Below are 25,116 nucleotides of genomic sequence, written 5' to 3' on the forward strand. Positions count from 1 at the left end.
TTCTACCTACTCATTCAAGGCAACTGATCATCCAGCGTCTTGTTCTTCCAGCCATCATTGCCCGGCAGGATCAGGTTCAGGGCAATGGCCACCACGGCGCACAGGGCAATGCCCTTCAGGCCCCAGTCGTCCGGGCCGTCACCGCTGCCGATCAGCACGCCACCGATACCGAACACCAGGGTCACCGAGACGATCACCAGGTTGCGGGCTTCGGCCAGGTCGATCTTGTGGCGGATCATGGTGTTCATGCCCACCGCGGCGATCGAGCCGAACAACAGGCAGAGAATGCCGCCCATCACCGGCACCGGAATGCTCTGCAGCAATGCGCCGAACTTGCCGATGAAGGCCAGGGTGATGGCGAATACCGCCGCCCAGGTCATGATCTTCGGGTTGTAGTTCTTGGTCAGCATCACCGCGCCGGTCACTTCGGCGTAGGTGGTGTTGGGCGGGCCGCCGAACAGGCCGGCTGCCGTGGTGGCCAGGCCGTCACCCAGCAGCGTGCGGTGCAGGCCGGGTTTTTTCAGGTAGTCGCGGCCGGTCACGCTGCCCACCGCAATCACCCCGCCGATGTGTTCGATCGCCGGAGCCAGGGCCACGGGCACGATGAACAGAATGGCCTGCCAGTTGAAGGCCGGCGCGGTGAAGTTGGGTATTTCCAGCCATGGGGCCGCGGCGATCTTGGCAGTGTCGACCACGCCGAAGGCGAACGACAGACCGAAGCCCACCAGCACACCGGCAATGATCGGCACCAGGCGGAAGATGCCTTTGCCGAACACGGCCACGATCAGCGTGGTCAGCAGTGCCGGCATGGAGATCAGCATGGCGGTCTGGTACGGCATCAGCGCAGCACCGTCACCACCCTTGCCCATTGCCATGTTGGCGGCAATCGGCGCCATGGCCAGGCCGATGGAAATGATCACCGGGCCGATGACCACCGGCGGCAGCATGCGGTCGATGAAGCCGGTGCCCTTGATCTTCACCATCAGGCCCATGAAGGTGTACACGAAGCCTGCAGCCATCACGCCGCCCATGGTCTCGGCTAGGCCGAACTGGCCCTTGGCGAGGATGATCGGGGTGATGAAGGCAAAGCTCGACGCCAGGAACACCGGGACCTGACGGCCCGTGACCAGCTGGAACAGCAGGGTGCCGATGCCGGCGGTGAACAGCGCCACGTTGGGGTCGAGGCCGGTGATCAGCGGCATCAGCACCAGCGCGCCGAATGCCACGAAGAGCATCTGCGCGCCCGAAACGACCTGGCGCCAGAGCGGGTCGTTGAAGCCGTCCTGCATGGTCAGGCGTCCTTCTGCTTGGTGCCGAAGATCTTGTCGCCGGCATCACCCAGGCCCGGCACGATGTAGCCGTGCTCGTTGAGGCGCTGGTCGATCGAGGCGGTGTAGATCTGCACGTCCGGGTGGGCTTTTTCCACCACTTCGATGCCTTCGGGCGCCGCGACCAGGACCATGGCGCGGATTTCCTTGCAGCCGGCTTTTTTCAGCAGGTCGATGGTGGCGACCATCGAGTTGCCGGTGGCCAGCATCGGGTCGATGATCAGGGCCAGGCGCTGGTTGATGTCCGGCGCGAGCTTCTCGAGGTAGGTATGGGCCTCGAGGGTTTCTTCGTTGCGGGCCACGCCCACGGCGCTGACTTTGGCGCCGGGGATCAGGCTGAGCACACCGTCGAGCATGCCGATGCCGGCGCGCAGGATCGGCACCACGGTGATCTTCTTGCCGGCGATTTTCTCGACTTGCACCTTGCCGCACCAGCCGTCGATCTCGTAGGTTTCGAGCGGCAGGTCCTGGGTGGCTTCATAGGTCAGCAGTGCACCGACTTCCTGGGCGAGTTCGCGAAAATTCTTGGTGCTGATATCGGCACGGCGCATCAGGCCGAGCTTGTGGCGGATCAGCGGATGGCGGATCTCACGAGTAGGCATAGGGGGAGGGCTCCGGGAGGCGGGCAAAAAAACCGCGCTAGATTAATCTATTCAGTCTTTGATGTCGTGCAGTCATTGTGCACGTTAGTCCATAAAGGCTTGATCTGAGACGAGCGGATGCGTACCTTTGCCCGCTTTTCCAAAACGCACCCCCTGGAGAGCGCCATGTCCGCCGATCTCGAGCATATCCGTCAAGTGATGCGCGAGGCTGATTGCCTGTACAACGAAGCCGAGGTCGAGGCCGCCATCGCCGAGGTCGGCAAACAGATCTGCAAGGACCTGCACGACAAGAACCCGGTGGTCTTCTGCGTGATGAACGGTGGCCTGATCTTCTCCGGCAAGCTGCTGACCCACCTGCAGTTCCCGCTTGAAGCCTCGTACCTGCACGCCACCCGCTACCGCAACACCACCAGCGGTGGCGAGCTGTTCTGGAAGGCCAAGCCGGAAGTGTCGTTCATCGACCGTGACGTGCTGATTGTCGACGATATCCTCGACGAAGGGCACACCCTCAGCGCCATCATCGAGTTCTGCAAGCACGCCGGCGCCCGCGCCGTGCACACCGCAGTGCTGATCGACAAGGACCACGACCGCAAGGCCAGCCCGGACCTGAAGGCCACCTACACCGGCTTGTCGTGCGTCGATCGCTACGTCTTCGGCTACGGCATGGACTACAAGGGTTACTGGCGCAACGCCAACGGCCTCTTCGCCGTCAAGGGGATGTGAGCATGCGCCAGCCTGCGTTCCTCGATCAGTCGTTGTTCGTCGGGCTGGCGCAACAAGCCATCTCCAGCCCACGTGGACGGCAGAACCATAACTTCCATGCGATGGAGGAACCGTGCCACCGCATGGCCGTTGGCCTGCAGCCGCGCACCTATATCCAGCCCCATCGCCACTTGAGCGACGACAAGGCCGAGACGCTGATCGTGCTGAGAGGGCGTCTGGGCTTGCTGATTTTCGATGACCAGGGCGCGGTGATTGGCAAGCGTGTACTTGAGGCGGGAGGGGAGTGCCTGGGGGTCGACCTGGTCCCGGGGGTTTTCCATGGCCTGGTTGTCCTGGAAGATGACAGCATCATGTTCGAATGCAAGGCAGGGCCGTATCGTCCGGTAGGCGAGGGTGAGCTGGCTGAATGGGCGCCTCGCGACGGCGAAGCGGGCGTCGCCGATTATCACGCCTGGATGCGCGCGCAGTTCGATTGAACTTGCGCCAACCGTGAGCCCGCTCCCTTATCGGGGGAGTGGGCTTGCCCCGCGCCAGGGCCTGTGCGTAGAGTGCCTGCTCATGCCAAGGAGCCCCACATGCGTGCGATCGTCCCCCTCCTGCTGGCGGTGAGCCTGCCGCTCTCTGCTGCCCCCCTGCACAGCCAGTTCCTGCCTCCCGACGACCTTTCCCTGCGCCAGGAAGCACCGGCCAGCCAGCAATTGCTGCAGGTCACCGACTACACGGTGGTGGTCGGCACCCAGCGCCAGTCCGACCAGCAGCCGATCCCGATCACTTCCTCCTTGCAGATGCGCCTGAAGGGCAAGCCGCTGAGCAAAGGCTCGACCATCGGCCAGGTCCTGCTCAATTTTGATGGTGAAGGCGGCAAGAGCCTGAAGAAACCGGTTTACGACGACAAGACCCGCACGCTGACGCTCAACTACCCGCTGGCCGATTACCGGGTGATCATCGACCTGCTGCGTAACGAGACGCTCTATGTGCAGTTCCTCACCTATGCCAACGGCCATATCTGGGCCGACCTGCACACCGGCACCGTACGTACGCGTTGAGGCTCGCCGTCGCCGGGGGGTAAACTGCCGGCCTTCGAAAATGTCCGTGATGGTCCAGTTGGAGTCGGCGATGCGTAAAGACAAGAAACAAGTGATTGGTGACGAGATCAGTGACGAGTACATCAAGACGTTCCTGCAATTCGAGCCGGCCGATGGCCTGACCTCGCCTTCGCATCACAAGTTGATCAAAGGTTACCGTGGTCTGCGCATCGACGACTTCGAGCGTTACGTCGGTTTCTTCGTGGCGGCCGGTTACGACCTGGACGGCAAGGACGAACATGGCAAGACCTTCGTCGAGGCCATCGCCGACCAGCGCAATGCGCCGGAGTACATCGAGATCATCGGAAAAGCTCGCGGCTGATCTGGCTGGCCCGCTTTGCGGGCGCGGCCCAGGCACAAAAAAAACGCCCCGAAGGGCGTTTTTTCGTTTTAGCCGGATCAGGCGTAATGCTTGGCCGGGCTGCTTTCAACCAGCTCCAGCGCCACATCGTTTTCAGCGCTGATCTTGTGGTACAGGGCCGCGTCGGTGGCCAGGGTCTTCTCACGGGCGGGGAAGATTTCCTTGAGCTTGGCGGCCCAGGCGCCCTTGGCCTGCTCTGGGAAGCAGCGCTCGATCAGCTCGAGCATGATCGACACGGTCACCGAGGCGCCCGGCGATGCGCCCAGCAGTGCGGCCAGGCTGCCGTCTTCGGCGGAAACCAGCTCGGTGCCGAACTGCAGGATGCCGCCTTTTTTCGGATCCTTCTTGATGATCTGCACGCGCTGGCCGGCCACTTCCAGGCGCCAGTCCTCGGCTTTCGCCTCGGGGTAGAAGCGGCGCAGCGATTCCAGGCGCTGCTCCATCGACTGCATCACTTCGCTGACCAGGTATTTGGTCAGGTCCATGTTGTCGCGGGCCACGGCCAGCATCGGGCCGATGTTGCCCATGCGCACCGACAGCGGCAGGTCCATGAGCGAGCCGTGCTTGAGGAACTTGGTGGTGAAGCCGGCGTACGGGCCGAACAACAGCGATTTCTTGCCATCGACTACCCGGGTGTCCAGGTGTGGCACCGACATCGGCGGGGCGCCGACCGCGGCCTGGCTGTAGACCTTGGCCTGGTGCTGCTTGACGATTTCCGGGTTGTCGCAGCGCAGCCACTGGCCGCTGACCGGGAAACCACCGAAACCTTTGCTCTCCGGGATGCCGGAAATCTGCAGCAATGGCAGGGCGGCGCCGCCGGCACCGAGGAAGACGAAGCGGGCGTCCACTTCACGGCTGCCGCCGCTGTTGACGTCCTTGATGCTCACGGTCCAGCCGCTGCCGTTGCGGCGCAGGCCGACGACCTTCTTGCTGTACTTGACCTGAGCATCCGGCGAGTCGCCAAGCAGCTTGAGCAGCTTGTTGGTGAGGGCGCCGAAGTTGACGTCGGTGCCTTTCATCACGCGGGTGGCGGCGATGTGCTGGTCGGCCGGGCGGCCGGGCATCATCAGCGGCATCCAGTCCTTCATCACGGCCTTGTCTTCGGTGTATTCCATCTCGGCGAAGGCGTGGTGCTGCTTGAGCTGCTCGAAACGCTTCTTGAGGAACGAGACGCCCTTGTCACCTTCGACGTAGCTCAGGTGCGGCACCGGGTTGATGAAGGCGCGCGGCGAGCCGAAGCTGCCCTTGCGGCTCAGGTAGGCCCAGAACTGGCGCGAAACCTCGAACTGGGTGTTGATGTGCACGGCCTTCTTGATGTCGATGCTGCCATCGGCGGCCTGCGGGGTGTAATTGAGCTCGCACAGGCCGGCATGGCCGGTACCGGCGTTGTTCCAGGGGTTGGAACTCTCCGCGGCTCCGGAGTCCATCGCCTCGACGACCTCGAGCTTCAGGGTCGGGTCGAGCTCCTTGAGCAGTACGGCCAGGGTGGCACTCATGATGCCCGCGCCTACCAGTACCACATCAACCGATTCGTTCTGCGCCATTAACGCGTCTCCACAATCTACAGCACCTAATTGACAGCATAGGATCCCTGGGTTGGCCAGGATCGCCATGTCCGACTCTTCGCAGTTCTTGCAACTTCCGCGGACACCGCCAATCAGTCTTGGGTGTTCGGCTATTGAACGCCCATTGCCACGGGTGCGGCAATTCGACTTATGGTCAAGTGGTCCGTCGTGCGTTATGGACCGGCCTCAGGCGTTCATTAGGGATGAGCGCTTTTGCCGTCTGTTCAGGGCTGTTCGGTACACATCTGCCGCTCTTGCACATGCCAGACTGTTCATTTGCTCGCCACACTCTCGTGAAGTTGTGAAAAACCGTTTTTTCACGCTCTTTTGGAGTCGTGAACCTCAAAAGTGGACTGCGCGATGGCAACCCGCAGGTTCATGCGCAGCGGACGGCCGGAAACAGCAGGCACGACAGCCAATGCAAGACCTGAGTGGAAGGCTCTCTGTGGGCGAAGCGTCGAGGGTGCCGGGTTGAAGCGGCGAATGCGGGGCCCGATCAGGAGACGTCCTTATAATCGGGGGGAGATTATAACGATGTCGCGGGCGGAAAGGGCGTACTTGTTGGGTTTTTATTGCAGCGTTTGTCAGGCCGCGAGGGTGCGATGCTGCCAGCGGCGCGTTGCACCGTTGCAAACCCGGGCGCTGGCCGGTAGCGGGCGGCCCAGCCAGGCCAGTCGCGCTTCGCTGACCTGCACCCAGGTGCCGTTGCCCGGCGGCGTGGTGCAGTGCTTGAAGGCCAGGCAGGTGCCCTCACTGTCGAGGCGGGCGTAGGTGGCGTGGCGCGGGCGGTGGAAGAGCAGGGTCCAGAGCGAGGCCATGACGTGGCGTCCTGTGTGTGAGGGCTGGCGCAAGGATAAACGCAGGGGCATGAAACGATTGTGACAAGCGGGCCGGGCGATGGCTGGCGTGTGGCGCGCTAGGTATACTGTGGGCCTTTGCCGCTTTTTCTGGAGAAATGCGCATGTTGCAACGTCTGTTGGTCGGTTTGTTCGCGGTGGCCAGCCTGAGCCTGGCCGGTTGTGCCCACAGCCCGCAGCAACTCAGCCCGCAACCCAAGCTCACCCAGCAGTTGGCCCCGGTCGGCCACGGCCAGCCGGTGGTGGTCAGGGTCGTCGACGGGCGCGCCTCGCAGTCGCTCGGCACCCGTGGTGGCATGTACCCCGAGACCAGCACCATCACCGTCAATGGCAATGACGTGGTGCCCAAGCTGCAGGCCCAGGCCGAGGCGGCGGTGCGCCTGCTGGGCTTCACCCCGACGCCGAATGCCGGCAATGCCCCGCAGTTGACCGTGACCCTGGCCGAGCTCAAGTACCAGTCGCCCAAGGACAAGATGTACGTGACCGAGGCGACCATCGGTGCCACCTTCCGCGCTGATGTGTCGAACGCCAACCGTCGCTACAGCGGCCGTTACGGTGCGTCGCTGGACCAGCGCTTCGGCATGGCGCCGAACCAGGAAACCAACACCAAGCTGGTGAGTGACGTGCTCAGCGATGCCCTGACCCGCCTGTTCAAGGACCCGACCGTCGGTCAGGTGCTGGGCGAGTAAGCAAGCCGCTACCGCGCAAAAAAGCCCGCTGCCTGCGAAACAGGCAGCGGGCTTTTTCATGGCTGTCTCGAGCGCCCGATCAAGCGGCCTGGACGTGAAAGTCCAGCAGGCTGATGCCAGTGTGCGGGTCGATCTCCGGCAGATCGTCATGGGCATGCCCGCCCAGGGCGCAATACACCAGCCACTGACGGTCCTGGACGTTGATCGCGAAGCCGTCGATCAGCGCCTGTTGTTCGTCGCTCTGGGCCACGAGGTAGAGGCGGTCCTGGTTTTCGGCGTGCAGCATGACAAGCTCCGGTCAGTTGAAGGCCGACAGGGTGGCCTGTCTTGATGACGAGCGTGTGACAGATGAAATTAGATGACAGCTGGTCGCAAAGTGGCGGTGGTTGAAGTGGGCTTGGGTAGAATGCCGGGCTTTGCCACACGTGATACCGAGGTCGCGTAATGTCGTTGCAAGTGCTCTGGGGCTTCCTGGCCGCTCATCCGGCCAAGCTGATCAATCTGCTGGCGTTGCTCATCACCTGCCCCGGCGGGCTGCTGCTGCACGGCGCCCGACGCCGCGAGGCGCTTGCGCGGGAAAGCCTGGCAGTGGATGAAGGCGTGGTGGATGCGCTTGAGCAGCGGGTGCCGCGCTATTACTACATCCTAGGCTTCTGCTGCCTGGCGATGGCGTTGCTGCTGTCCTGGTTCAGTACCTGGATCTGAAAACGTTTCGCCTGCTGCGTGGGAGCGGGCTTGACCCGCGATTGCATCCTTCTGGGCGACGCTGTCGGTCGAGCTGACACCATCGCGGGGCAAGCCCGCTCCCACGAAACGTATTGTCAGGCTGAAGCGGGCTGACGCTTCACCTGATACTGATTGCGCACTGGCGTCGCGTATTGCTGCACCAGGTACGGCTGCTGCTCGACCGGGCAGGCGTCCAGCCGGCGCTGCCACTCTTCCTTGGCCTTGGCCAGTTCATCGGCGGGGAACAGTTTTTCCGCGCTCGGCACTTCGAGTGCCGCATCCTTCTCCGCCCACATCGCATAGGCCAGGTAATGCACCGGGAACAGCCGGTAGCCGCCGAGGATCTGCCGGTCGATGGCCTGCGCCAGCTGCTTGGTGTCCTCGTGGTACTCGGTCACCGGGGGGGCGAAGTTGATGTGTACCCGCCCTTTGTAGCCGGTGATGCCCTGGGCGATGCTGTTGTCGTCCTCGCCTGGCGCCTTCTTGTAGGTGCCGGTGGTGGCGCGGATGTACAGCTCGCGGGCCTTGGCCTGGTCGCAGGGGTCGTACTCGTAGCTGATCGACACGGGGATCAGGTTCAGGCTCTGGATCACCGCGCCGAACGGTTCGTCCTTGCGGCTCATGTGAAACATTTTCAGGATCGCCGAATCGGTGCGGTCGTCACCGTCCTTGGCGCGGCCTTCGGCCTGGGCAATCCAGATCGACGCGCCATCGTTGCGGATCGAGTGGTTGATGTAGGCCGAGAGCAGTTGATAGGCGGCCAGTTTTTCGCGGCGGCCGCTGATCGAACGGTGCACGATGAAGCTCTTGTTCAGGCGCATCATGTCGCTGACGAACGGCTTTTGCAGCAGGTTGTCGCCGATGGCGATGCGCGGTGTCGGCAGGCCGGCGTGGTACACCGCGTAGTTGACGAAGGCCGGGTCCATCACGATGTCGCGGTGGTTGGCCAGGAACAGGTAGGCGGTACCGGACTTGAGCTGTTCGACGCCGCTGTAGGTGACGCCGTCGGTGGCGCGGTCGATGGTGCGGTCGACGTAGTACTCGACCTTGTCCTGCAGCGTGGACACGCAGGTCACGCCGGCAAATTCCTTGCGCAGGCGCCGGGCGATCAGCGGTTTGAGCAGCCAGCCGAAGGCACCCGCCGCGCGCGGAAAGCGGAAGTGGGTGAGGATATCGAGGAATGCCGGGTCGCTGAGCAGGCGTGCCAGAACGGCAGGGACCTCAGCGTCGTCGTACGGTCGGATGGCATCGAATTCGCCCATCATGCTCTCTTGTTGGAAACGGCTAGGGTAATTAGGTAGGGGCGGGCTCCGAAAAACGGCTCGGACGCACACAGGCCCTGTAAACAGACCGGCAATTATACGCACAAGTCACTCCGGAGGCCGCGATGCTGGAAACTGCGCTCTACGATTGCCCTTATTGTGGCGAGGAAGTCGAAACCACGGTGGACTTGTCCGGCGGCGACCAGCAGTACATCGAGGACTGCCAGGTGTGCTGCAAGCCCATTCGCTTCGTGCTGCAGGTCCATGGTGAGGAGTGGATGCTGGATGTCTACGGTGAGAACGACTGATGCGGCGAATCTATGAACCGGAAAGCCTGCTGGAAGCCCAGGTGCTGGTGGGCATGCTGGCCAGTGAAGGCATCGAGGTGCACCTGGTCGGGCGCGACCTGATGGGCGCTGTGGGCGAGTTGCCGATGCACGGCTTGCTCGGCCTGGCGGTGCCCGACGAGCAGGCCGGGTACGCACGGCAGCTGATCGATGAGTACAATGCCGCCCAGCCGCTTGTCGGCGACGAACCGGAGAGTTATCCCGGAACCCTGATCTGCTAGGTTTTGATTTCGCCCATGTGTGGACGCTATGCCCTGTTTCGTTGGTCCCAGAGCTTCGCCGGCCTGCCGGGCTTCCCCCCGGGCCAGCGGGCCCAATGGAACATCTCGCCCGGTGCCACGGTGCTGATCCAGCGCCAGCTCGACGGCCATTTGCAGCTGGCCAGCGCTCGCTGGGGGCTGACCCCGGCCTGGCTCACCGACCTCTCCCGCACACCGGCACAGGCCCGTGCCGAAACCCTCGCCGAGCAGCCGATGTTCCGCGAGCCCCTGCGCCAGCGGCGTTGCCTGATGCCCGCCAACGGTTTCTACGAATGGCGCGGCACGGCGCGCAAGCGCCCGTACTGGGTAACGCCGGGGGAGGGCGCGTCGCTGTTCTTCGCCGCGGTGTGGGAGGTCTACCCGGTGCAGGAACAACAATGGCTGAGTTGTGCGGTGGTTACGCAAGCGGCGATGAACCAGCGTCGGCCGCTGATTCTGGACGAGGCCGAGCAGGCGCTGTGGCTGGACCCCGACACGCCGATGGCAAAACTGCACGAGCTGCTGGCCAAGCCGCCGACGGCACTGCGTGAGCGAGCGCTGGCGCATTTCGTCAACGACCCGAAGCTCGATGGGCCGGAGTGCCTGACACCGGCGTGAGCAAACAGCTTTTCTGGTGGGAGCGGGCTTGCCCCGCGATGGCGGTGGTGGGGCGAGGATCGTATCGCGGGGCAAGCCCGCTCCCACACCCCCGCCCCTTTTGATACCTACACCCTGAATTGGTTGATCAGGCGGCGCTGCTGCTCCGCCAGCTTGGTCAGCTCGGCGCTGGCCTGGCTCGACTCGTCGGCACCGCCGGCCACTTCGCCGGCCACCTGACCAATGTTGATCACGTTGCGGTTGATGTCCTCGGCCACGGCACTCTGTTCCTCGGCGGCGCTGGCGATCTGAGTGTTCATGTCGTTGATCACCGACACCGCCTGGGTGATGCTTTCCAGCGCCTCGGCGGCACGGCTGGCCTGCAGCACGCTGTCGTCGGTCTTGCCCTGGCTGTCTTCCATCACCTTGACCACTTCGCGGGTGCCTTGCTGCAACTGCTGGATCATCTGCTGGATTTCTTCGGTGGCCTGCTGGGTCTTCTGCGCCAGGTTGCGCACCTCGTCGGCGACCACGGCGAAGCCACGGCCCTGCTCGCCGGCGCGGGCGGCCTCGATGGCGGCGTTGAGCGCCAGCAGGTTGGTCTGCTCGGCAATGGCGCGGATGGCCACGAGGATGGCATTGATGTTTTCGCTGTCGCGGGCCAGGTCCTGGACCACGGTGACTGCGCGGCCGATCTCGCTGGCCAGGGCGCTGATGGCGCTGGAGGTGTCGCGCACGATCTCCAGGCCCTGGTTGGCGGCGCGGTCGGCCGCGCTGGCGGCCTGGGCCGCTTGCGTGGCGTTGCGCGCCACGTCCTGGGCGGTCGCGGTCATTTCATGTACCGCGGTGGCCACCTGGTCGATCTCGGCCATCTGTTTGTGCACGCCCTGGTTGGTGCGGATGGCGATGTCGGCGGTGTGCTCGGACGAGTCGCTGACCTTCTGCACCGAACCCACCACCTGGCTGATCATGGCCTGCAACTTGGCCAGGAAGGTATTGAAGCCCTTGGCGATGGCACCCAGTTCGTCGGCGCGGTCGCTGTGCAGGCGACGGGTCAGGTCGCCTTCGCCCTGGGCGATGTCGTCGAGCATCGCCACCATCTGCTTGAGCGGACGGGCGATGCCCAGGGCCAGCAGCCAGATCACCAGCAGGCCAAGGGCGGCGATGCCGAGGCCTACAAGGGTCATGCCAGTGATATCGGTACGACGTTGCTCGCCCAGGTCCTGCTGCAACTGGTTGACCTCCGCCATCACGGCGCTCAACGGCAGCTCCAGCAGCAGTGTCCAGCGCGCATCGGTGTTGGCGACCTTGAACGGCAGGTACAGCTCGATGCGATCCTTGCCGGCGTCCACTTCGTAGTGCAGGGTTTCGCCGCTCAGGTTGCTGAGGGTGCCGGCTTCGTCGCTGTCCAGCACGTCGCTGGCCTTCTCGCCGAATTTCGCCGGGTCACGGGTATAGGCCACCAGGCGGCCGTTGCTGGAAACCAGCGCCAGCTCGCCGGCGCCGTCGTACAGCTGGTGATCGGCGGCGTTGAGCAGGTCCTGGATGAAGTTCACCGACAGGTCGGCACCGGCCATGCCCTGGAACTGGCCATCGACCATGATCGGTTCGACGAACGACGCCAGCATGACCATCTTGTCGCCCACTTTATAAGGCGCGGGGTCGATCACGCAGGCCTTCTTCGACTCCTTGGGGCACAGGTAGTACTCGCTGGCGCGCACGCCAGTGGCGAGTACCGTGCGGTCGTCGACATCGGCCAGCTTGTCCTGGCCAAGGCTGCCATCGCCATTGCGGAACCACCAGGGCAGGAAGCGGCCGTTGGCGCTGTCGATACCCACCAGGCTGCTGCCGACGTAGCGGGCATCGGCGTGGTCGAGGGCGTTCGGCTCCCAGCCAAGGTAAGCGCCGAGCACGCTCGGGTTGACCTCCACGGTGCGCTTGAGCTGGTTGATCAGGTGCTCGCGGTCGACCCGCATCAGCGGCTGGCCGTCGGCAGCCTGCATGCCAAGCATGGCGTTGCCGGTGGCCAGGCTGCGGGCGATCGCCAGCGGGGCTTCGAGGCCGCGCTGGATCTCGCTGACCTGGGTGCGCGCCAGGGCGGTGAGGCGCTGCTCGATGACGTTTTCGAACTGTTGCTGGGTGCGCTGTTGCACCAGGGCCTGGGTGCGTTGCCCGGAGTAGACGGCGTACAGCACCAGGGCCGCGACAATGCTCAGCACGATGGCACCGGCCAGGGCGGCCACGGAAAACTGGATCGACTTGAACTTCATGGCAAAGCTCCGCGCGCAAGGAGGTCGTTACCGAGTGTTATCGGCGGGCTAATACCAAAGCATGAGGACCTTGTCAGAAATCTTACCTGCGGCTCTGGCAGGGGCGGGCGTCTGGGCCTAGGATACGCGGCACGTAAAAAGGGAGTGTTTTCATGCGTAAGTCATTCGTTGTCAGCATGCTGACGGTCGGCGTCCTGCTTGGCGGCTGCCAGGCGGTCAATACCACCAGTGGTGGTGCCGTGGGCGTCCAGCGCCAGCAATACATGTTCAGCATGCTTTCGACCGATGAGGTCAACAAGATGTATGCCCAGTCCTACCAGCAGACCCTCGGCGAGGCGTCGAGCAAGGGCGTGCTGGACAAGAGCAGCAATGATGCCAAGCGCGTGCAGGCCATCGCCAAGCGCCTGATCGCCCAGGCGCCACAGTTCCGGCCGGATGCCGCGCAGTGGAACTGGGAAGTCAACGTGATCAAGAGTGACGAGCTCAATGCCAACTGCGGCCCGGGCGGCAAGATCATCGTCTACACCGGGCTGATCGATCAGCTGCAACTGACCGACGCCGAGATCGCCGCGGTAGTGGGCCATGAAATCGCCCACGCCCTGCGCGAGCACAGCCGTGAAGCGATGTCCAAGGCCTACGGCGTGGAAATGGCCCGCCAGGGCGCGGGTGCGATCTTCGGCCTGGGGCAGGACAGCATGGCCATGGCCGACACCGTGGTGAACTACGCCATGACCCTCCCCAACAGCCGTGCCAACGAGAACGAAGCCGACCTGATCGGCCTCGAACTGTCGGCCCGTGCCGGCTATGACCCGAACGCCGCGATCACCCTGTGGAACAAGATGAGCAAGGCATCCGAAGGCGCGCCGCCTGAGTTCATGAGTACCCACCCGGCCTCGACCAGCCGAATCGCCTCGCTGCAGGCGGCGATTCCGAAGGTGATGCCGTTGTATCAAGGGGCGAAGAAGTAATCCTTCGGGGATATCTAAGGCGTGGGAGCGGGCTTGCCCCGCGATGAAGGTGTAAAGCCCGGCACCTTCAGAGCGAAAGCAAGCCCGCATCTACGGTCAGCCTATCCAGCCACTGGTCTTCATCGCCGAATACACCGCGACGATGGCCAGCACGATGAACGCGGTCGCCGCCAGGCGACGGATCAGCGTCAGCGGCAGTTTCTCCGCCGCGAAGTTGCCCGCCAGCACCACCGGCACGTTGGCGATCAGCATGCCCAGGGTGGTGCCGATGATCACCATGATCAGGTGCGGATACTGGGCGGCCAGCATCACTGTGGCCACTTGGGTCTTATCGCCGATTTCCGCCAGGAAGAACGCAATCAGCGTGGTCACGAATGGCCCGAACCGTCGGGCATTGCTGGTTTCCTCATCGTCCATCTTGTCCGGTACCAGGGTCCACAACGCGGTGGCGGTGAAGCTCGCGGCGAGGATCCAGTGCAGTACCGACTCGGTGAAGAAGCTGCTGACCCAGGCGCCGACCGCGCCTGCGGCGGCATGGTTGGCCAGTGTCGCGGCGACGATGCCGGCAATGATCGGCCAGGGCTTGCGGAAGCGGGCGGCGAGGATGAGCGCGAGCAACTGCGTCTTGTCGCCGATTTCGGCGAGCGCGACGATCGCGGTGGGGACGAGCAATGATTCCAGCATCAGGATTCCTACGGGGGCGGGTCGACACGGCTATGACACGTACGACCTCCCCGCCCCGGGTAAGGTGTGCGTGTCATAGGTCTTGTCAAACCCTGGACCTGTCTGCGCAGATCGTGGGTCGCACGCGCCATGGCCTGTGGGCCAAGTGTGTTGACGCGTACCGGGCGAGCTTGGTGCTCGCGGGAGACTACTCCCCTAGGACGGAGCGGATTCTGCCTAGGCGAATCGCTTTCGGCAAGCCCTGTTTTTATCCGCGTGTTGCGCGGTAGATGCGAAAACCTTGTGCTTCGGCACGGATCTCACAGTTGCCCAGGGCGCCTTCGATGAGTGGCTGGTAACGTAGGAAGCTGTTGGCTACCAAGCGGATTTCACCGTCTTTTCGCAGATGTTCCCTGGATTTTTTCAGCAGGTTTTCCGAGGCGTGATAGTCGGTGTGTACACCGGTATGGAACGGCGGATTGCTCAGGATTACGCCCAGACCGGTGGGGGCCGCATCGATCCCGTCACCGCTGATCACCTCGCCTTCCAGACCATTGGCGGCCAGGGTCAGGCGACTGGCCGCTACCGCAAAGGCGTCGACATCGAGCAAGGTGACCTGGCTTTGCGGATAGCGACGCTTGATCGTGGCGCCGAGCACCCCGGCGCCACAGCCGAAGTCCAGGACATGGCCGCTCGGCAGGCCGTCGAGGTGTTCCAGAAGCAGGGCGGTGCCCTTGTCCAGGCGCCCGTGGCTGAACACACCGGGGAGGCTGATCACCTGCAGCGGGCCATCTTCGAGTGGCAGTTCGAAGCGTTCGGCCAGGCTTTCCAGCGGCTTGGCCTCGGGTGCGTTGTCCACGGTCACCTGCCATAGCTGGCAGTGGCGGGCGCTGTCGAGCTTGCGCGGCCGGCCGAAGGCCTGCAATTGCTTGGCCGCGCCCTCGATGCCGCCGCGTTTCTCCCCCACCAGGTACAGCGTGCGACCGGCAAGGCGCGAGGCCAGGGCGTTGAGCAGGTAGGCCGCCAGCTCGCGTGACTTGGGCAGGAACAGCACGGCGGCGTCGAAGGCTACCTCGGGCACCTCGACACCGTAGTGGCTGCGCCCGGCGAAGCGGCTCTCGAGCACGGCCTGGTCGCCGGCATGCCAGGTCCAGCCGTGGGCCCCAGGCAACTGGCCGAGCAGGCCATCGGCCTGGGCGCCGGCGACCAGCAGCGGGCCTTGGAACAGCTCTGCCTGGCGGAGCAACACTTCACTGCGCGGGTCCATGGACGACGCCTCCTGAAAAAGTGGCGCAGTGTACCAGAGGCGGGTCAGCCGACCACGCGCCGCGGCTGCCCGGCGAAGTAGGCCTGGGCGTTCTCGGCCAGCTGGCCGACGATGCGCTGGCGCGACTCCACCGCGCCCCAGGCACTGTGCGGGGTGATGATCAGACGCGGGATATCCGCCGCCAGCAGCGGGTTGCCGTTGACCGGCGGCTCGACGCTGAGCACATCGGTGGCCGCGCCGCCCAGATGGCCCGCGCGCAGGGTATCGGCCAGGGCCTGCTCGTCGATCAGCCCGCCGCGGGCGGTGTTGACCACCAGCGCACCGGGTTTGAGCAGCGCCAGCTCGTGGGCGCCGATCATGTGCCGGGTCTGCTCGTTGAGCGGGCAGTGCAGGGTCAGGGCATCGACCTGTGGCAGCAGTTCGTGCAGTGGCAGGCGATCGGCCCGGGGTGGCCGACCGGGGATCTGCCCGCTCAGCACGCGCATGCCGAAGGCCTCGGCCAGGCGCGCCACTGCGCCGCCCAGTTCGCCGTGGCCGAGCAGGCCGAGGGTCTTGCCCTCCAACTCGACGATGGGGAAATCCAGCAGGCAGAACTGGCTGGCCTTGGCCCATTGCCCGGCCTTCACCGCCTGGTCGTAGTCGCACAGGCGCGTAGCCAGGGCCAGCAGCAGGGCCAAGGTGTGCTGGGCCACGGACGGCGTGCCGTAGCCCTGGCAGTTGCTCACGGTGATGCCTTGGGCCCGGGCGGCGGCCAGGTCGACATTGTTGGTGCCGGTGGCGGCCACCAGGATTAGCTTGAGTTGCGGGTTGGCGGCGAGCGTGGCGGCATCGAGCATCACTTTGTTGCTGATGACGGCCACGGCACCTTGCAGGCGTTCGGCGACCTGCTCCGGGCGGGTCGTGGCATGCAGTTGCAACGCGTCGAACTGGGCATGCAGGGGCGAAAGGTCGAGGTCACCCAGGTCCAGTGACTGGTGATCGAGAAACACGGCGCGACGTGGGCTGGACATCAGGGGCTCCGGTGGCAGGGCAGGATGGGGTCGGCGCAGTGTCCGGCCCGGCGCCGCCGCTCGTCAACGGTAGCGCCTGCGCTCATACCTGCACGGCACAAATCATTCCTTCGGCTGATTTGACCGCTGCGTCACCGAACTACAGTTGTTGCCTGAACTGTCCTGCCCGCTTTGAAGAAAAGGGATACCCATGTTGCAGACGCGCATCATCAAGCCCGCCGAGGGCGCCTACGAATACCCGCTGCTGATCAAGCGCCTGCTGATGTCCGGCAGCCGCTACGAGAAGACCCGCGAGATCGTCTACCGCGACCAGATCCGCCTGACTTACCCGCAGATCAACGAGCGTATCGCCCGCCTGGCCAACGTATTGACCGCGGCTGGGGTGAAGGCCGGTGACACCGTGGCGGTGATGGACTGGGACAGCCACCGTTACCTGGAATGCATGTTCGCCATCCCGATGATCGGCGCGGTGGTGCATACCATCAACGTGCGTCTGTCGCCTGAGCAGATCCTCTACACCATGAACCACGCCGAAGACCGCTTCGTGCTGGTCAACAGTGATTTCATCGGCCTTTACCAGGCCATAGCCGGCCAGCTGACCACAGTCGACAAGACCTTGCTGCTGACCGACGGCCCCGACAAGAGCGCCGACCTGCCGAACCTGGTGGGTGAGTACGAACAACTGCTGGCCGCCGCCAACCCGCATTATGACTTCCCCGATTTCGATGAAAACTCGGTGGCCACCACCTTCTACACCACCGGCACCACGGGCAACCCCAAAGGCGTCTACTTCACCCATCGCCAGCTGGTGTTGCACACGCTGGCCGAAACCTCGGTGCTCGGCAGCCTGGACAGCGTGAGGCTGCTGAGCAGCAACGATGTCTACATGCCGATCACGCCGATGTTCCATGTGCATGCCTGGGGCATCCCCTACGCGGCGACCATGATGGGGATCAAGCAGGTCTACCCGGGGCGCTACGAGCCTGACATGCTGATCAAGCTGTGGCGTGAGGAGAAGGTGACCTTCTCCCACTGCGTGCCGACCATCCTGCAGATGCTGCTCAACTGCCCGTCGGCAGCCGGCCAGGATTTTGGTGGCTGGAAGATCATCATCGGCGGCAGCGCGCTCAACCGCGCCCTCTACCAGGCCGCACTGGCCCGGGGTATCCAGCTCACTGCCGCCTACGGCATGTCCGAAACCTGCCCGCTGATCAGCGCCGCGCACCTGAACGACGAGTTGCAGGCCGGCAGCGAAGATGAGCGCACCAGCTACCGGATCAAGGCTGGCGTGCCGGTGCCCTTGGTCGAAGCCGCCATCGTCGATGGCAATGGCAATTTCCTGCCTGCCGATGGTGAAACCCAGGGCGAACTGGTGCTGCGCGCGCCCTGGCTGACCATGGGCTACTTCCGCGAGCCGGAGAAGGGCGAGGAACTCTGGCAGGGTGGCTGGCTGCACACTGGCGATGTCGCCACGCTCGATGGCATGGGTTTCATCGATATCCGTGACCGCATCAAGGATGTGATCAAGACCGGTGGCGAATGGATCTCCTCGCTCGATCTCGAAGACCTGGTCAGCCGCCACCCGGCGGTGCGCGAGGTCGCGGTGGTCGGGGTGCCCGATCCGCAGTGGGGCGAGCGCCCGTTCGCGTTGCTGGTGGTGCGCGAGGGGCAGACTATCGATGCACGTGCGCTCAAGGAGCACCTCAAGCCTTTCGTCGAGCAGGGGCACATCAACAAGTGGGCGATTCCCAGCCAGATCGCCCTTGTTACTGAAATTCCCAAGACCAGCGTCGGCAAGCTCGACAAGAAGCGCATCCGCGTGGACATCAGCCAGTGGCAGGCCAGTAACAGCGCTTTCCTTTCCACCCTGTAACCCAGGCGCGGGTCGCGCTTTTTCAGCGCGACCCCGCAGACTAGACAGGATGCCGCCTTGTCAAACAGCAGAATTGAGCCATGCTTGAGCACTGCCAGCGCGCAGGCCGGCCGATCGGGGTGGGCCGCAAGCAGGACGCGCAAATCACACTTTAGAGGGATCAAGCACCTGTGACCGCTGGCTATAGTCGGGTCAGGGGATTTTCAGGAATGGGGGAGGGCGCCGCACGGCAACGCGCGGCGTCACGGGCAGGAGCCTGCTTCACCAGGCGCTCGAGCCGTTTCTGAAAGGACTCACTGCCATAACAAAAAAGTACATGGAGTAGCGTCGATGACATCTGCAAACCCGTTCTGGCGCAGGGCGAAACTGCCCCTGGCCGTCAGCCTCGCTTCTACGCTCGCAAGTCCTGCTTTCGCGGTCAGCTTCAACATCGGTGAAATCGAAGGCCAGTTCGACTCGTCGCTCTCCGTTGGCGCCAGTTGGTCGACGGCCAATCCCAACAAGAACCTCATCGGGGCCAACAACGGCGGCAGGGGGCTGTCGCAGACCTCCGACGATGGCCACCTCAACTTCAAGAAAGGCGAGACCTTCTCGAAGATCTTCAAGGGTATCCACGACCTGGAGCTCAAGTACGGCGACACGGGCGTGTTCGTCCGCGGCAAGTACTGGTACGACTTCGAGCTCAAGGATGAAAACCGCCAGTTCAAGGACATCAGCGATTCGAACCGCAAGGAGGGCGCCAAGTCCTCGGGCGCGGAACTGCTCGACGCCTTCGTCTACCACAACTACAGCATCGGCGACCTGCCGGGCAACGTGCGCTTGGGCAAGCAGGTGGTGAGCTGGGGTGAGAGTACCTTCATCGGCGGTGGCATCAACGCCATCAACCCCATCGATGTCTCGGCGTTTCGCCGTCCTGGCGCGGAGATCAAGGAAGGCCTGATCCCCGTCAACATGTTCTATGTGTCGCAGAGCGTGACCGACAACCTCACCGCCGAGGGTTTCTACCAGATCGAGTGGGACCAGACCGTCGTCGACAACTGCGGTACCTTCTTCTCTCAGCCTGACGTGATCGCTGACGGTTGCAACAACAACCTGGCGGTGTTGGCCAAGCAGGCCAACGTGTCGAGGAGCCTTGCCGCGCAGATCGGCCCGTTTGCCGGGCCTGCGATGAACGCATTGACCGGGCAAGGCGTGTCCTGGGGCTCGCCGGACGAAGGCGTGATCGTGCGCCGCGGCCCTGACCGTGATGCCCGTGACAGCGGCCAGTTCGGTGTGGCCCTGCGCTACATGTACGAGCCACTGAATACCGAGTTCGGTGGCTACTTCATGAACTACCACAGCCGGGCGCCAATCTTCAGCGGCCGCGGTGCAGCTGCCGGCTTCTACAACCCGGCCAACCTGGCTGGGGCATTGGTCCGGGCAGGTGTACCAGGGGCCGCCGCCACCAACCCGGCCCTGCTCCAGGCATTGATGCCGCTGTACGTGGCGGGTAACTCCAGCTACTACGTCGAGTACCCGGAAGATATCCGCCTCTACGGCCTGAGCTTCTCCACCACCTTGCCCACCGGCACGGCCTGGAGTGGTGAAATCAGTTACCGGCCAAATGCGCCGGTGCAGCTGAACACCACCGACATCCTGTACTCGGGGCTGACGCCGCTGGACCCCAACGCATCCGTTCTCAAGGGCACGCCGGACGCCGACCAGGCAGGTTATCGCCGCAAGGAAATCACCCAGCTGCAAACCACCTTCACCCACTTCTTCGATCAGGTGATGGGCGCCGAGCGTCTGACCATGGTCGGCGAGGTAGGCTGGACTCACGTCGGTGGTCTGGAAAGCACCTCCAAGGCCCGCTATGGCCGCGACCCGGTCTACGGCCCAGGCCCGCTGCCCAATGGTCGCTGCCAGAGCCTTAACGCCACCACGCTGGCCGGTGTCGAGCAGAACAACCTGTCGCGCTACTGCGAGAACGACGGTTTCACCACCTCCGACTCCTGGGGTTATCGCGTCCGCGCCATCTGGGACTACAACAACGTCTTCGCCGGTGTGAACCTGCGCCCCAGCGTGGCCTGGTCCCACGACGTCGACGGCTACTCCCCGGGCCCCGGCGGCAACTTCGAGGAAGGGCGCAAGGCGGTCAGCCTGGGCCTGGACGCCGAGTACCAGAACACCTACACGGCGAGCCTGTCGTACACCAACTTCTTCGATGGCAAGTACACCACCGTGGATGACCGCGACTTCGTCGCCCTCAGCTTCGGCGTGAACTTCTAAGAACATTGATCCAGGACGACAAAGAATGAAAATGACCACACGTCTGCTGCAAGCCGGTGTACTGGGCATGTCCCTGCTGGCAACCAGCGTCATGGCTGCGGTTTCCGCTGACGAGGCCGCCAAGCTGGGCGCGTCGCTCACCCCGATGGGGGCCGAGAAGGCCGGTAACGCCGATGGTTCCATCGGCCCGTGGGAGCCGCTATCCAAGACGGCCGGCAGTGCCGACGCCAAGGGCTTCCTCTCCGACCCTTACGCCAGCGAAAAACCGCTGTTCACCATCACCGCGCAAAACGTCGACCAGTACAAGGACAAGCTTTCGCCTGGCCAGGTCGCGATGTTCAAGCGTTACCCGGATAGCTACAAGATTCCGGTGTACAAGACCCATCGCGGCTCCACGGTGCCGGACGATGTCTTCGCCGCCATCAAGGAAAACGCCACCAAGACCACCCTGGTCGCCGGTGGCAACGGCCTGGAGAACTTCAAGACCGCCGTGCCGTTCCCGATTCCCAAGGACGGCCTGGAGGTGATCTGGAACCACATCACCCGCTACCGTGGTGGCAGTGTGACCCGTCTGGTCACCCAGGCCACTCCGCAGCAGAACGGCTCGTACAGCCTGGTGTACTTCCAGGACCAGTTCGTCTTCCGCGACAAGATGAAGGACTACGATCCGGCCAACCCGGGCAACATCCTGTTCTACTTCAAGCAGGAAGTGACCGCTCCGGCACGTCTGGCCGGGACCGTGCTGCTGGTTCACGAAACCCTCGACCAAGTCAAGGAACCGCGCAAGGCGTGGATCTACAACGCTGGCCAGCGCCGTGTGCGCCAGGCGCCGCAAGTGTCGTACGACGGCCCGGGTACCGCCGCCGACGGTCTGCGCACCTCCGACAACCTCGACATGTACAACGGCGCGCCAGACCGTTACGACTGGAAGCTCGAGGGCAAGAAGGAGATGTACATCGCCTCCAACGCCTACAAGCTGGACGATCCGAAGCTCAAGTACAGTGACATCATCAAGGCCGGGCATATCAACCAGGACCTGTCGCGTTACGAGCTGCGTCGCGTCTGGCACGTGGTCGCCACGCTCAAGCCGGGCCAGCGTCATATCTACGCCAAGCGTGACTTCTATATCGACGAGGACACCTGGCAGGCCGCAGTGATTGACCAGTACGACGGTCGCAACCAGCTGTGGCGTATTTCCGAGGCTCACGCCCAGCCGTACTACAACGTGCAGGTGCCGTGGTACACCCTGGAAGCCATCTACGACCTGCAGTCGGGCCGTTACCTGGCGCTGGGCATGAAGAACGAAGAGAAAAGTGCCTACAACTTCGGATTTAGCGCCAGCAAGGCTGAATTCCAGCCGGCAGCGCTGCGTCAGTCAGGTGTCCGCTGAACCGTTAAACGCAAACTCCGTTTGATCTCCCAGAACGCCCCGGCTTACCGGGGCGTTTCTGTTCCAGATGTGTCCGCCAGTCAGCATTGTTTCTTTTTGTTGTAGTCTTTTTCTCTCGATGCGTTTCCATCATCTTCAAATGCGCCGCGTTTGCCGCTAGTCTCGCAACCATCCGTACTGCCGCATTACTCCAATCAGAACGAGCCGGCCATGACAGATTTGTCCCGTACGCATGGAGTCGCCAGCCAGGCCCTGGGCCTGCTGGACGGGCGTTTCTTCCGTCCACCCCTGCCGGAGGCTCACGTCCCCCGGGCACGCTTGTGCCAGCGCTTGCAAGGCGGGCTGGGCGGGCGTCTGCTGTTGGTGAACGCCCCGGCCGGGTTCGGCAAGAGCTCGCTCGCCATCGAGTTCTGTCAGGAGCTGCCCAGCCATTGGCGCAGCCTCTGGCTAGGGTTGAGCCTGCGCGATGCCGACCCGGGTCGCTTTCTCGAGCGCCTGCTCGAAGGGCTGCAGCAGTTTTGTCCGGCGCTCGGCGGGCAGGCCATGGGCCTGTTGAAGATGCGCCAGCGTCATCAGCCCTTCGCTTTCGAGGAATGGCTCGATGGGCTGCTCGATGAGCTCGCGCTCTACCTGCAGCCGGATACCCCCCTGCTGCTGGTCCTGGATGACTACCATCTGGCCCAGGGCCCGGTGCTCGATCGATGCCTGCAGTTCTTCCTCAATCACCTGCCTGCCGGGCTGGTCCTGCTGGTCACCAGCCGTCAGCGGCCCGACTGGCATCTGGCACGCCTGCGTCTGTCGCGCCAGCTGGTCGAGCTCAACGAGCAGGACTTGCGCCTGACTGCCGATGAAGCGTTGGCGGTGATTGGTCGTCAGCCCACCGGTCTGCGCGGCCAGGCCCTGGACAACCTGATCCAGCGCAGCGACGGCTGGGTGGCCGGGCTGCGCTTCTGGCAGCTGGCGGCCAGCGAATCCGGCGATGACAACGCCTTGCCCCAGGCACTGCATGGCGGCGAGGGATTGATTCGCGACTACTTGCTCGAGGAAGTGATCGAAATCCTGCCGGCGCCCGTGCAGGCGTTTCTCTACGACACCGCCTGCCAGGAGCGTTTCTGCGCCGAACTGTGCGATGCCCTGCGCGAGCGGCACGACAGTGCCGAGATCCTGCGCTTCCTGCAGGCCCACCAGGTGTTCCTGGTGCCGCTGGATGAGCATGGGCTATGGTTCCGCTATCACCACCTGTTTTCCGACCTGTTGCGCAGCCGGCAGGCCAGTGGCCCCCAGGCGGGGTTGCACTTGCGTGCCTGCCGTTGGTTCGAAGGGCAGGGCCTGCTGGACGAGGCGGTGGAGCAGGCCCTGCGGGCCGGCCATCTGGATGTGGCGGCGGACCTGGTACAAAGCCTGTCGGAGGAGCAACTGCTCGCCGAGCAGAATGTCGGCATGCTGCTGCGCTGGAAAATGGATTTGCCCGACAGCCTGCTGATCAGCACGCCGAGGTTGATTGTCCTGTACAGCTGGGCCCTGGGGCTTGCCTGCCAGTTGGACGCCGCCGAAGAGCTGGCGGCCTACCTGAGCCGTTTCCTGCCCGCGCCTTCGGCCACGGCGCAAAAATCGATGCTCGCCCAATGGCTGGCCTTGAGCGGGGTGATCGCCCGCGGCCGTGGTGATCGCGAGCGTACCCTCACCTATTGTGGCGAGGCGCTGCAGAGCCTGCCGAGCAAACGTTATGGGCAGCGCCTGGTGTGCCTGTCGACCTTGTCGAACCTGGCCATCGCCGATGGCGATTTCTGGCGCGCGCGCGGGTGGAACCGAGAGGCGCTCGAGTTGGCGCAACGGGTCGGCAATCCGCTGTTCGAGGCACTGGCCCATTACGACCGGGCGCGGGTGCTGCACGCCCGAGGCGAGATACTGCGGGCGCTGGATGAAGTGCGCCAGGGGCTGCAACGGTTACAGGGCCTGTCGGGCCAACGCCTGTATGCGGTGCGCGCCCGCCTCACCTTGTACGAGGGCTACCTGTTGGCCACCCGCCTGCACTGCGCCCCAGGCCGTGCGCGTTTGCGCGCCGGGCTCAGCGAGGCGCGCAGCTGTCGCGATATCAGTGTCCTGATCGGGCACTGCGTGATCGCTTCGCTCGATGGACGCGAAGGGCGATTCGCCGAAGCGTTCTCCGAGCTGGCCGAGGCCGAGCGGTTGATGCATATCTGGGATGTGCCGCCGATCTTCTACCTGGCCATGATTACCCTGGTGAAGTGCGAGCTCTGGCTGGCCCAGGGCCGTACGGACCTGGCGGAGTCGTGGCTGTTGCGCCTGGGGCAGACCTACGGTGGCGAGCAGCCTGCCGCCGCGCCGGAGTTCCACCCCTTGTTGCCGCTGCACATCGAGTTGCAGCAAGCGTTGCTGGAGCGGGTGCTGGCCCGTGTCGACGATGCCGAAGCAAGGCTGCGCAAGCTGCTCGACCGCGGGCAGGCCAGCGGTGGCATGACGTTGATGGTCAGCGCGCAATGCCAGTTGATCGCGTTGCTGTTGGCCCAGGGGCGTGAGCCCGAGGCGGCCAAGCTGCTTGCGCAGGCACTGGAGGCTGCGCAGGGAGGCGCCTTGCAGGCATTCCAGCGCTTGATCGAGGAGCAGCCGCAATGGCTGCGTGAGCAGTTGGCCGGCCGTGCCGCCTGCCCCGTGCAGCGCGATCTGCTGGCGCACCTGCCGCAAACCCTCGTCGCCAGCACCTGTAGCACCGAGGCCCTGAGCAGCCGCGAGTTCGCCGTGCTGGAACTTATCGCCCAGGGTTGCTCGAACCAGCAGATCAGCGAGCGGCTGTTCATTTCCCTGCATACCGTCAAGACCCACGCCAGCCACATCAACAGCAAGCTGGGCGTGGAGCGGCGTACCCAGGCGGTGGCCAGGGCCAAGTCCCTCGGGTTGCTGGTCTAGGCTCTGTACGAAATGTATCTGCACTCGCCCATACTGCGTTGAAACGGGGCTCGGAATGCTCATGTACTCCAGTACACTCCGCTTCCTCCCCCCGTTTC

24 protein-coding genes, 1 pseudogene and 1 riboswitch are annotated in these 25,116 nt (G+C 64.0%); of the genes and pseudogenes, 14 read left to right on the forward strand and 11 right to left on the reverse strand.

Annotated features, from left to right (window positions below; all coding sequences use genetic code 11):
* Positions 1-14: 14 nt before the first annotated feature.
* Complete coding sequence (locus tag ABZO33_RS09130; protein ID WP_414535791.1) at positions 15-1,289, reverse strand: uracil-xanthine permease family protein; 1,275 nt, start codon at positions 1,287-1,289, stop codon at positions 15-17.
* Positions 1,290-1,291: 2 nt separating this feature from the next.
* Positions 1,292-1,930: a uracil phosphoribosyltransferase gene (upp, locus tag ABZO33_RS09135; RefSeq protein ID WP_023630748.1), complete on the reverse strand. Its 639-nt coding sequence runs from the start codon at positions 1,928-1,930 to the stop codon at positions 1,292-1,294.
* Between the two features lie 165 nt (positions 1,931-2,095).
* Here upp and ABZO33_RS09140 point away from each other — a divergent pair, with 165 nt between their 5' ends.
* The 4 genes from ABZO33_RS09140 (at position 2,096) to ABZO33_RS09155 (ending at position 4,060) form a co-directional block, all read left to right on the forward strand.
* Complete coding sequence (locus tag ABZO33_RS09140; RefSeq protein WP_023630749.1) at positions 2,096-2,653, forward strand: hypoxanthine-guanine phosphoribosyltransferase; 558 nt, start codon at positions 2,096-2,098, stop codon at positions 2,651-2,653.
* A 2-nt stretch (positions 2,654-2,655) separates the two neighbouring features.
* Positions 2,656-3,129 carry a WbuC family cupin fold metalloprotein gene (locus ABZO33_RS09145; protein WP_414535792.1) on the forward strand — a complete coding sequence of 158 codons (474 nt, stop codon included), beginning with the start codon at positions 2,656-2,658 and terminating at the stop codon, positions 3,127-3,129.
* 99 nt (positions 3,130-3,228) lie between these two features.
* Positions 3,229-3,699, forward strand: a complete 471-nt coding sequence (locus ABZO33_RS09150) for a hypothetical protein (protein WP_414535793.1) — start codon at positions 3,229-3,231, stop codon at positions 3,697-3,699.
* Between the two features lie 70 nt (positions 3,700-3,769).
* Positions 3,770-4,060 carry a PA4642 family protein gene (locus ABZO33_RS09155; RefSeq protein ID WP_414536330.1) on the forward strand — a complete coding sequence of 97 codons (291 nt, stop codon included), beginning with the start codon at positions 3,770-3,772 and terminating at the stop codon, positions 4,058-4,060.
* Positions 4,061-4,137: 77 nt separating this feature from the next.
* On the opposite strand, the gene mqo is transcribed toward ABZO33_RS09155, so the two are convergent.
* Positions 4,138-5,643, reverse strand: coding sequence for a malate dehydrogenase (quinone) (gene mqo / locus ABZO33_RS09160; protein WP_414535794.1), 1,506 nt, complete (start codon positions 5,641-5,643; stop codon positions 4,138-4,140).
* A gap of 605 nt (positions 5,644-6,248) precedes the next feature.
* On the reverse strand, positions 6,249-6,482 hold the full coding sequence (locus tag ABZO33_RS09165; RefSeq protein ID WP_414535795.1) for a hypothetical protein: 234 nt from the start codon (positions 6,480-6,482) through the stop codon (positions 6,249-6,251).
* A gap of 143 nt (positions 6,483-6,625) precedes the next feature.
* Between ABZO33_RS09165 and ABZO33_RS09170 the strand changes: the two genes are divergently transcribed.
* Positions 6,626-7,210: a YajG family lipoprotein gene (locus ABZO33_RS09170; RefSeq protein WP_023630961.1), complete on the forward strand. Its 585-nt coding sequence runs from the start codon at positions 6,626-6,628 to the stop codon at positions 7,208-7,210.
* 79 nt (positions 7,211-7,289) lie between these two features.
* On the opposite strand, the gene ABZO33_RS09175 is transcribed toward ABZO33_RS09170, so the two are convergent.
* Complete coding sequence (locus tag ABZO33_RS09175) at positions 7,290-7,496, reverse strand: hypothetical protein (RefSeq protein ID WP_046857121.1); 207 nt, start codon at positions 7,494-7,496, stop codon at positions 7,290-7,292.
* 158 nt (positions 7,497-7,654) lie between these two features.
* Between ABZO33_RS09175 and ABZO33_RS09180 the strand changes: the two genes are divergently transcribed.
* Positions 7,655-7,915 (forward strand): hypothetical protein, encoded by a 261-nt coding sequence (locus tag ABZO33_RS09180; RefSeq protein WP_217868375.1) that lies wholly within the window; start codon positions 7,655-7,657, stop codon positions 7,913-7,915.
* Between the two features lie 116 nt (positions 7,916-8,031).
* On the opposite strand, the gene ABZO33_RS09185 is transcribed toward ABZO33_RS09180, so the two are convergent.
* Positions 8,032-9,198, reverse strand: a complete 1,167-nt coding sequence (locus ABZO33_RS09185) for a 1-acyl-sn-glycerol-3-phosphate acyltransferase (RefSeq protein WP_414535796.1) — start codon at positions 9,196-9,198, stop codon at positions 8,032-8,034.
* A gap of 125 nt (positions 9,199-9,323) precedes the next feature.
* Here ABZO33_RS09185 and ABZO33_RS09190 point away from each other — a divergent pair, with 125 nt between their 5' ends.
* From ABZO33_RS09190 to ABZO33_RS09200, 3 genes are read left to right on the forward strand one after another with little or no spacing between them, the layout of a single operon-like run.
* Positions 9,324-9,506, forward strand: coding sequence for a CPXCG motif-containing cysteine-rich protein (locus tag ABZO33_RS09190; RefSeq protein ID WP_414535797.1), 183 nt, complete (start codon positions 9,324-9,326; stop codon positions 9,504-9,506).
* Positions 9,506-9,766, forward strand: a complete 261-nt coding sequence (locus ABZO33_RS09195; protein WP_414535798.1) for a putative signal transducing protein — start codon at positions 9,506-9,508, stop codon at positions 9,764-9,766. Before ABZO33_RS09190 ends, ABZO33_RS09195 begins: the two co-directional genes overlap by 1 nt.
* 15 nt (positions 9,767-9,781) lie before the next feature.
* Positions 9,782-10,402, forward strand: a complete 621-nt coding sequence (locus ABZO33_RS09200) for an SOS response-associated peptidase (protein WP_414535799.1) — start codon at positions 9,782-9,784, stop codon at positions 10,400-10,402.
* Positions 10,403-10,509: 107 nt separating this feature from the next.
* Here the strand turns inward: ABZO33_RS09200 and ABZO33_RS09205 are convergent, their stop codons facing one another.
* The gene (locus ABZO33_RS09205; RefSeq protein WP_371919247.1) at positions 10,510-11,352 is read right to left on the reverse strand and encodes a methyl-accepting chemotaxis protein; all 843 of its coding nucleotides are present in this window, start codon (positions 11,350-11,352) and stop codon (positions 10,510-10,512) included.
* Positions 11,353-11,364: 12 nt separating this feature from the next.
* Positions 11,365-12,651 (reverse strand): annotated as a pseudogene (locus tag ABZO33_RS09210) (HAMP domain-containing protein); the annotation flags it as partial.
* 152 nt (positions 12,652-12,803) lie between these two features.
* Here ABZO33_RS09210 and ABZO33_RS09215 point away from each other — a divergent pair.
* A complete protein-coding gene (locus ABZO33_RS09215) occupies positions 12,804-13,619 on the forward strand; it encodes a M48 family metallopeptidase (protein ID WP_414535800.1) in 816 nt (271 codons plus the stop codon).
* Between the two features lie 96 nt (positions 13,620-13,715).
* Here ABZO33_RS09215 and ABZO33_RS09220 read toward each other — a convergent pair whose 3' ends face one another.
* From ABZO33_RS09220 to ABZO33_RS09230, 3 genes are all read right to left on the reverse strand, one after another.
* Positions 13,716-14,300: a TMEM165/GDT1 family protein gene (locus ABZO33_RS09220; protein ID WP_172670939.1), complete on the reverse strand. Its 585-nt coding sequence runs from the start codon at positions 14,298-14,300 to the stop codon at positions 13,716-13,718.
* A 91-nt stretch (positions 14,301-14,391) separates the two neighbouring features.
* Positions 14,392-14,511: riboswitch (yybP-ykoY riboswitch) on the reverse strand.
* A 39-nt stretch (positions 14,512-14,550) separates the two neighbouring features.
* Positions 14,551-15,549: a methyltransferase gene (locus ABZO33_RS09225; protein WP_414535801.1), complete on the reverse strand. Its 999-nt coding sequence runs from the start codon at positions 15,547-15,549 to the stop codon at positions 14,551-14,553.
* Positions 15,550-15,593: 44 nt separating this feature from the next.
* Positions 15,594-16,559 carry a 2-hydroxyacid dehydrogenase gene (locus ABZO33_RS09230; RefSeq protein ID WP_414535802.1) on the reverse strand — a complete coding sequence of 322 codons (966 nt, stop codon included), beginning with the start codon at positions 16,557-16,559 and terminating at the stop codon, positions 15,594-15,596.
* A gap of 190 nt (positions 16,560-16,749) precedes the next feature.
* On the opposite strand from ABZO33_RS09230, the gene ABZO33_RS09235 reads away from it, so the two are divergent.
* The 4 genes from ABZO33_RS09235 (at position 16,750) to ABZO33_RS09250 (ending at position 25,018) form a co-directional block, all read left to right on the forward strand.
* Positions 16,750-18,432, forward strand: a complete 1,683-nt coding sequence (locus ABZO33_RS09235) for a fatty acid--CoA ligase (protein ID WP_414535803.1) — start codon at positions 16,750-16,752, stop codon at positions 18,430-18,432.
* Between the two features lie 330 nt (positions 18,433-18,762).
* The gene (locus ABZO33_RS09240) at positions 18,763-20,700 is read left to right on the forward strand and encodes a DUF1302 domain-containing protein (protein ID WP_414535804.1); all 1,938 of its coding nucleotides are present in this window, start codon (positions 18,763-18,765) and stop codon (positions 20,698-20,700) included.
* A gap of 25 nt (positions 20,701-20,725) precedes the next feature.
* Entirely contained in the window at positions 20,726-22,090 is a 1,365-nt protein-coding gene (locus ABZO33_RS09245) for a DUF1329 domain-containing protein (protein WP_414535805.1), read from the forward strand.
* Between the two features lie 210 nt (positions 22,091-22,300).
* Positions 22,301-25,018: a LuxR C-terminal-related transcriptional regulator gene (locus ABZO33_RS09250; RefSeq protein WP_414535806.1), complete on the forward strand. Its 2,718-nt coding sequence runs from the start codon at positions 22,301-22,303 to the stop codon at positions 25,016-25,018.
* The last annotated feature ends 98 nt before the right edge of the window (positions 25,019-25,116 follow it).

Source organism: Pseudomonas sp. CAM1A, from assembly GCF_047501685.1.
GTDB lineage: Bacteria > Pseudomonadota > Gammaproteobacteria > Pseudomonadales > Pseudomonadaceae > Aquipseudomonas.

Excerpts from the sequence above, each read along its gene's own strand:
- ABZO33_RS09130 (WP_414535791.1), bottom strand. The coding sequence starts at position 1,289 with ATGCAGGACGGCTTCAACGACCCGCTCTGGCGCCAGGTCGTTTCGGGC.
- upp (WP_023630748.1), bottom strand. The coding sequence starts at position 1,930 with ATGCCTACTCGTGAGATCCGCCATCCGCTGATCCGCCACAAGCTCGGC.
- ABZO33_RS09140 (WP_023630749.1), top strand. The coding sequence starts at position 2,096 with ATGTCCGCCGATCTCGAGCATATCCGTCAAGTGATGCGCGAGGCTGAT.
- ABZO33_RS09145 (WP_414535792.1), top strand. The coding sequence starts at position 2,656 with ATGCGCCAGCCTGCGTTCCTCGATCAGTCGTTGTTCGTCGGGCTGGCG.
- ABZO33_RS09150 (WP_414535793.1), top strand. The coding sequence starts at position 3,229 with ATGCGTGCGATCGTCCCCCTCCTGCTGGCGGTGAGCCTGCCGCTCTCT.
- ABZO33_RS09155 (WP_414536330.1), top strand. The coding sequence starts at position 3,770 with ATGCGTAAAGACAAGAAACAAGTGATTGGTGACGAGATCAGTGACGAG.
- mqo (WP_414535794.1), bottom strand. The coding sequence starts at position 5,643 with ATGGCGCAGAACGAATCGGTTGATGTGGTACTGGTAGGCGCGGGCATC.
- ABZO33_RS09165 (WP_414535795.1), bottom strand. The coding sequence starts at position 6,482 with ATGGCCTCGCTCTGGACCCTGCTCTTCCACCGCCCGCGCCACGCCACC.
- ABZO33_RS09170 (WP_023630961.1), top strand. The coding sequence starts at position 6,626 with ATGTTGCAACGTCTGTTGGTCGGTTTGTTCGCGGTGGCCAGCCTGAGC.
- ABZO33_RS09175 (WP_046857121.1), bottom strand. The coding sequence starts at position 7,496 with ATGCTGCACGCCGAAAACCAGGACCGCCTCTACCTCGTGGCCCAGAGC.
- ABZO33_RS09180 (WP_217868375.1), top strand. The coding sequence starts at position 7,655 with ATGTCGTTGCAAGTGCTCTGGGGCTTCCTGGCCGCTCATCCGGCCAAG.
- ABZO33_RS09185 (WP_414535796.1), bottom strand. The coding sequence starts at position 9,198 with ATGGGCGAATTCGATGCCATCCGACCGTACGACGACGCTGAGGTCCCT.
- ABZO33_RS09190 (WP_414535797.1), top strand. The coding sequence starts at position 9,324 with ATGCTGGAAACTGCGCTCTACGATTGCCCTTATTGTGGCGAGGAAGTC.
- ABZO33_RS09195 (WP_414535798.1), top strand. The coding sequence starts at position 9,506 with ATGCGGCGAATCTATGAACCGGAAAGCCTGCTGGAAGCCCAGGTGCTG.
- ABZO33_RS09200 (WP_414535799.1), top strand. The coding sequence starts at position 9,782 with ATGTGTGGACGCTATGCCCTGTTTCGTTGGTCCCAGAGCTTCGCCGGC.
- ABZO33_RS09205 (WP_371919247.1), bottom strand. The coding sequence starts at position 11,352 with ATGATCAGCCAGGTGGTGGGTTCGGTGCAGAAGGTCAGCGACTCGTCC.
- ABZO33_RS09215 (WP_414535800.1), top strand. The coding sequence starts at position 12,804 with ATGCGTAAGTCATTCGTTGTCAGCATGCTGACGGTCGGCGTCCTGCTT.
- ABZO33_RS09225 (WP_414535801.1), bottom strand. The coding sequence starts at position 15,549 with ATGGACCCGCGCAGTGAAGTGTTGCTCCGCCAGGCAGAGCTGTTCCAA.
- ABZO33_RS09230 (WP_414535802.1), bottom strand. The coding sequence starts at position 16,559 with ATGTCCAGCCCACGTCGCGCCGTGTTTCTCGATCACCAGTCACTGGAC.
- ABZO33_RS09235 (WP_414535803.1), top strand. The coding sequence starts at position 16,750 with ATGTTGCAGACGCGCATCATCAAGCCCGCCGAGGGCGCCTACGAATAC.
- ABZO33_RS09240 (WP_414535804.1), top strand. The coding sequence starts at position 18,763 with ATGACATCTGCAAACCCGTTCTGGCGCAGGGCGAAACTGCCCCTGGCC.
- ABZO33_RS09245 (WP_414535805.1), top strand. The coding sequence starts at position 20,726 with ATGAAAATGACCACACGTCTGCTGCAAGCCGGTGTACTGGGCATGTCC.
- ABZO33_RS09250 (WP_414535806.1), top strand. The coding sequence starts at position 22,301 with ATGACAGATTTGTCCCGTACGCATGGAGTCGCCAGCCAGGCCCTGGGC.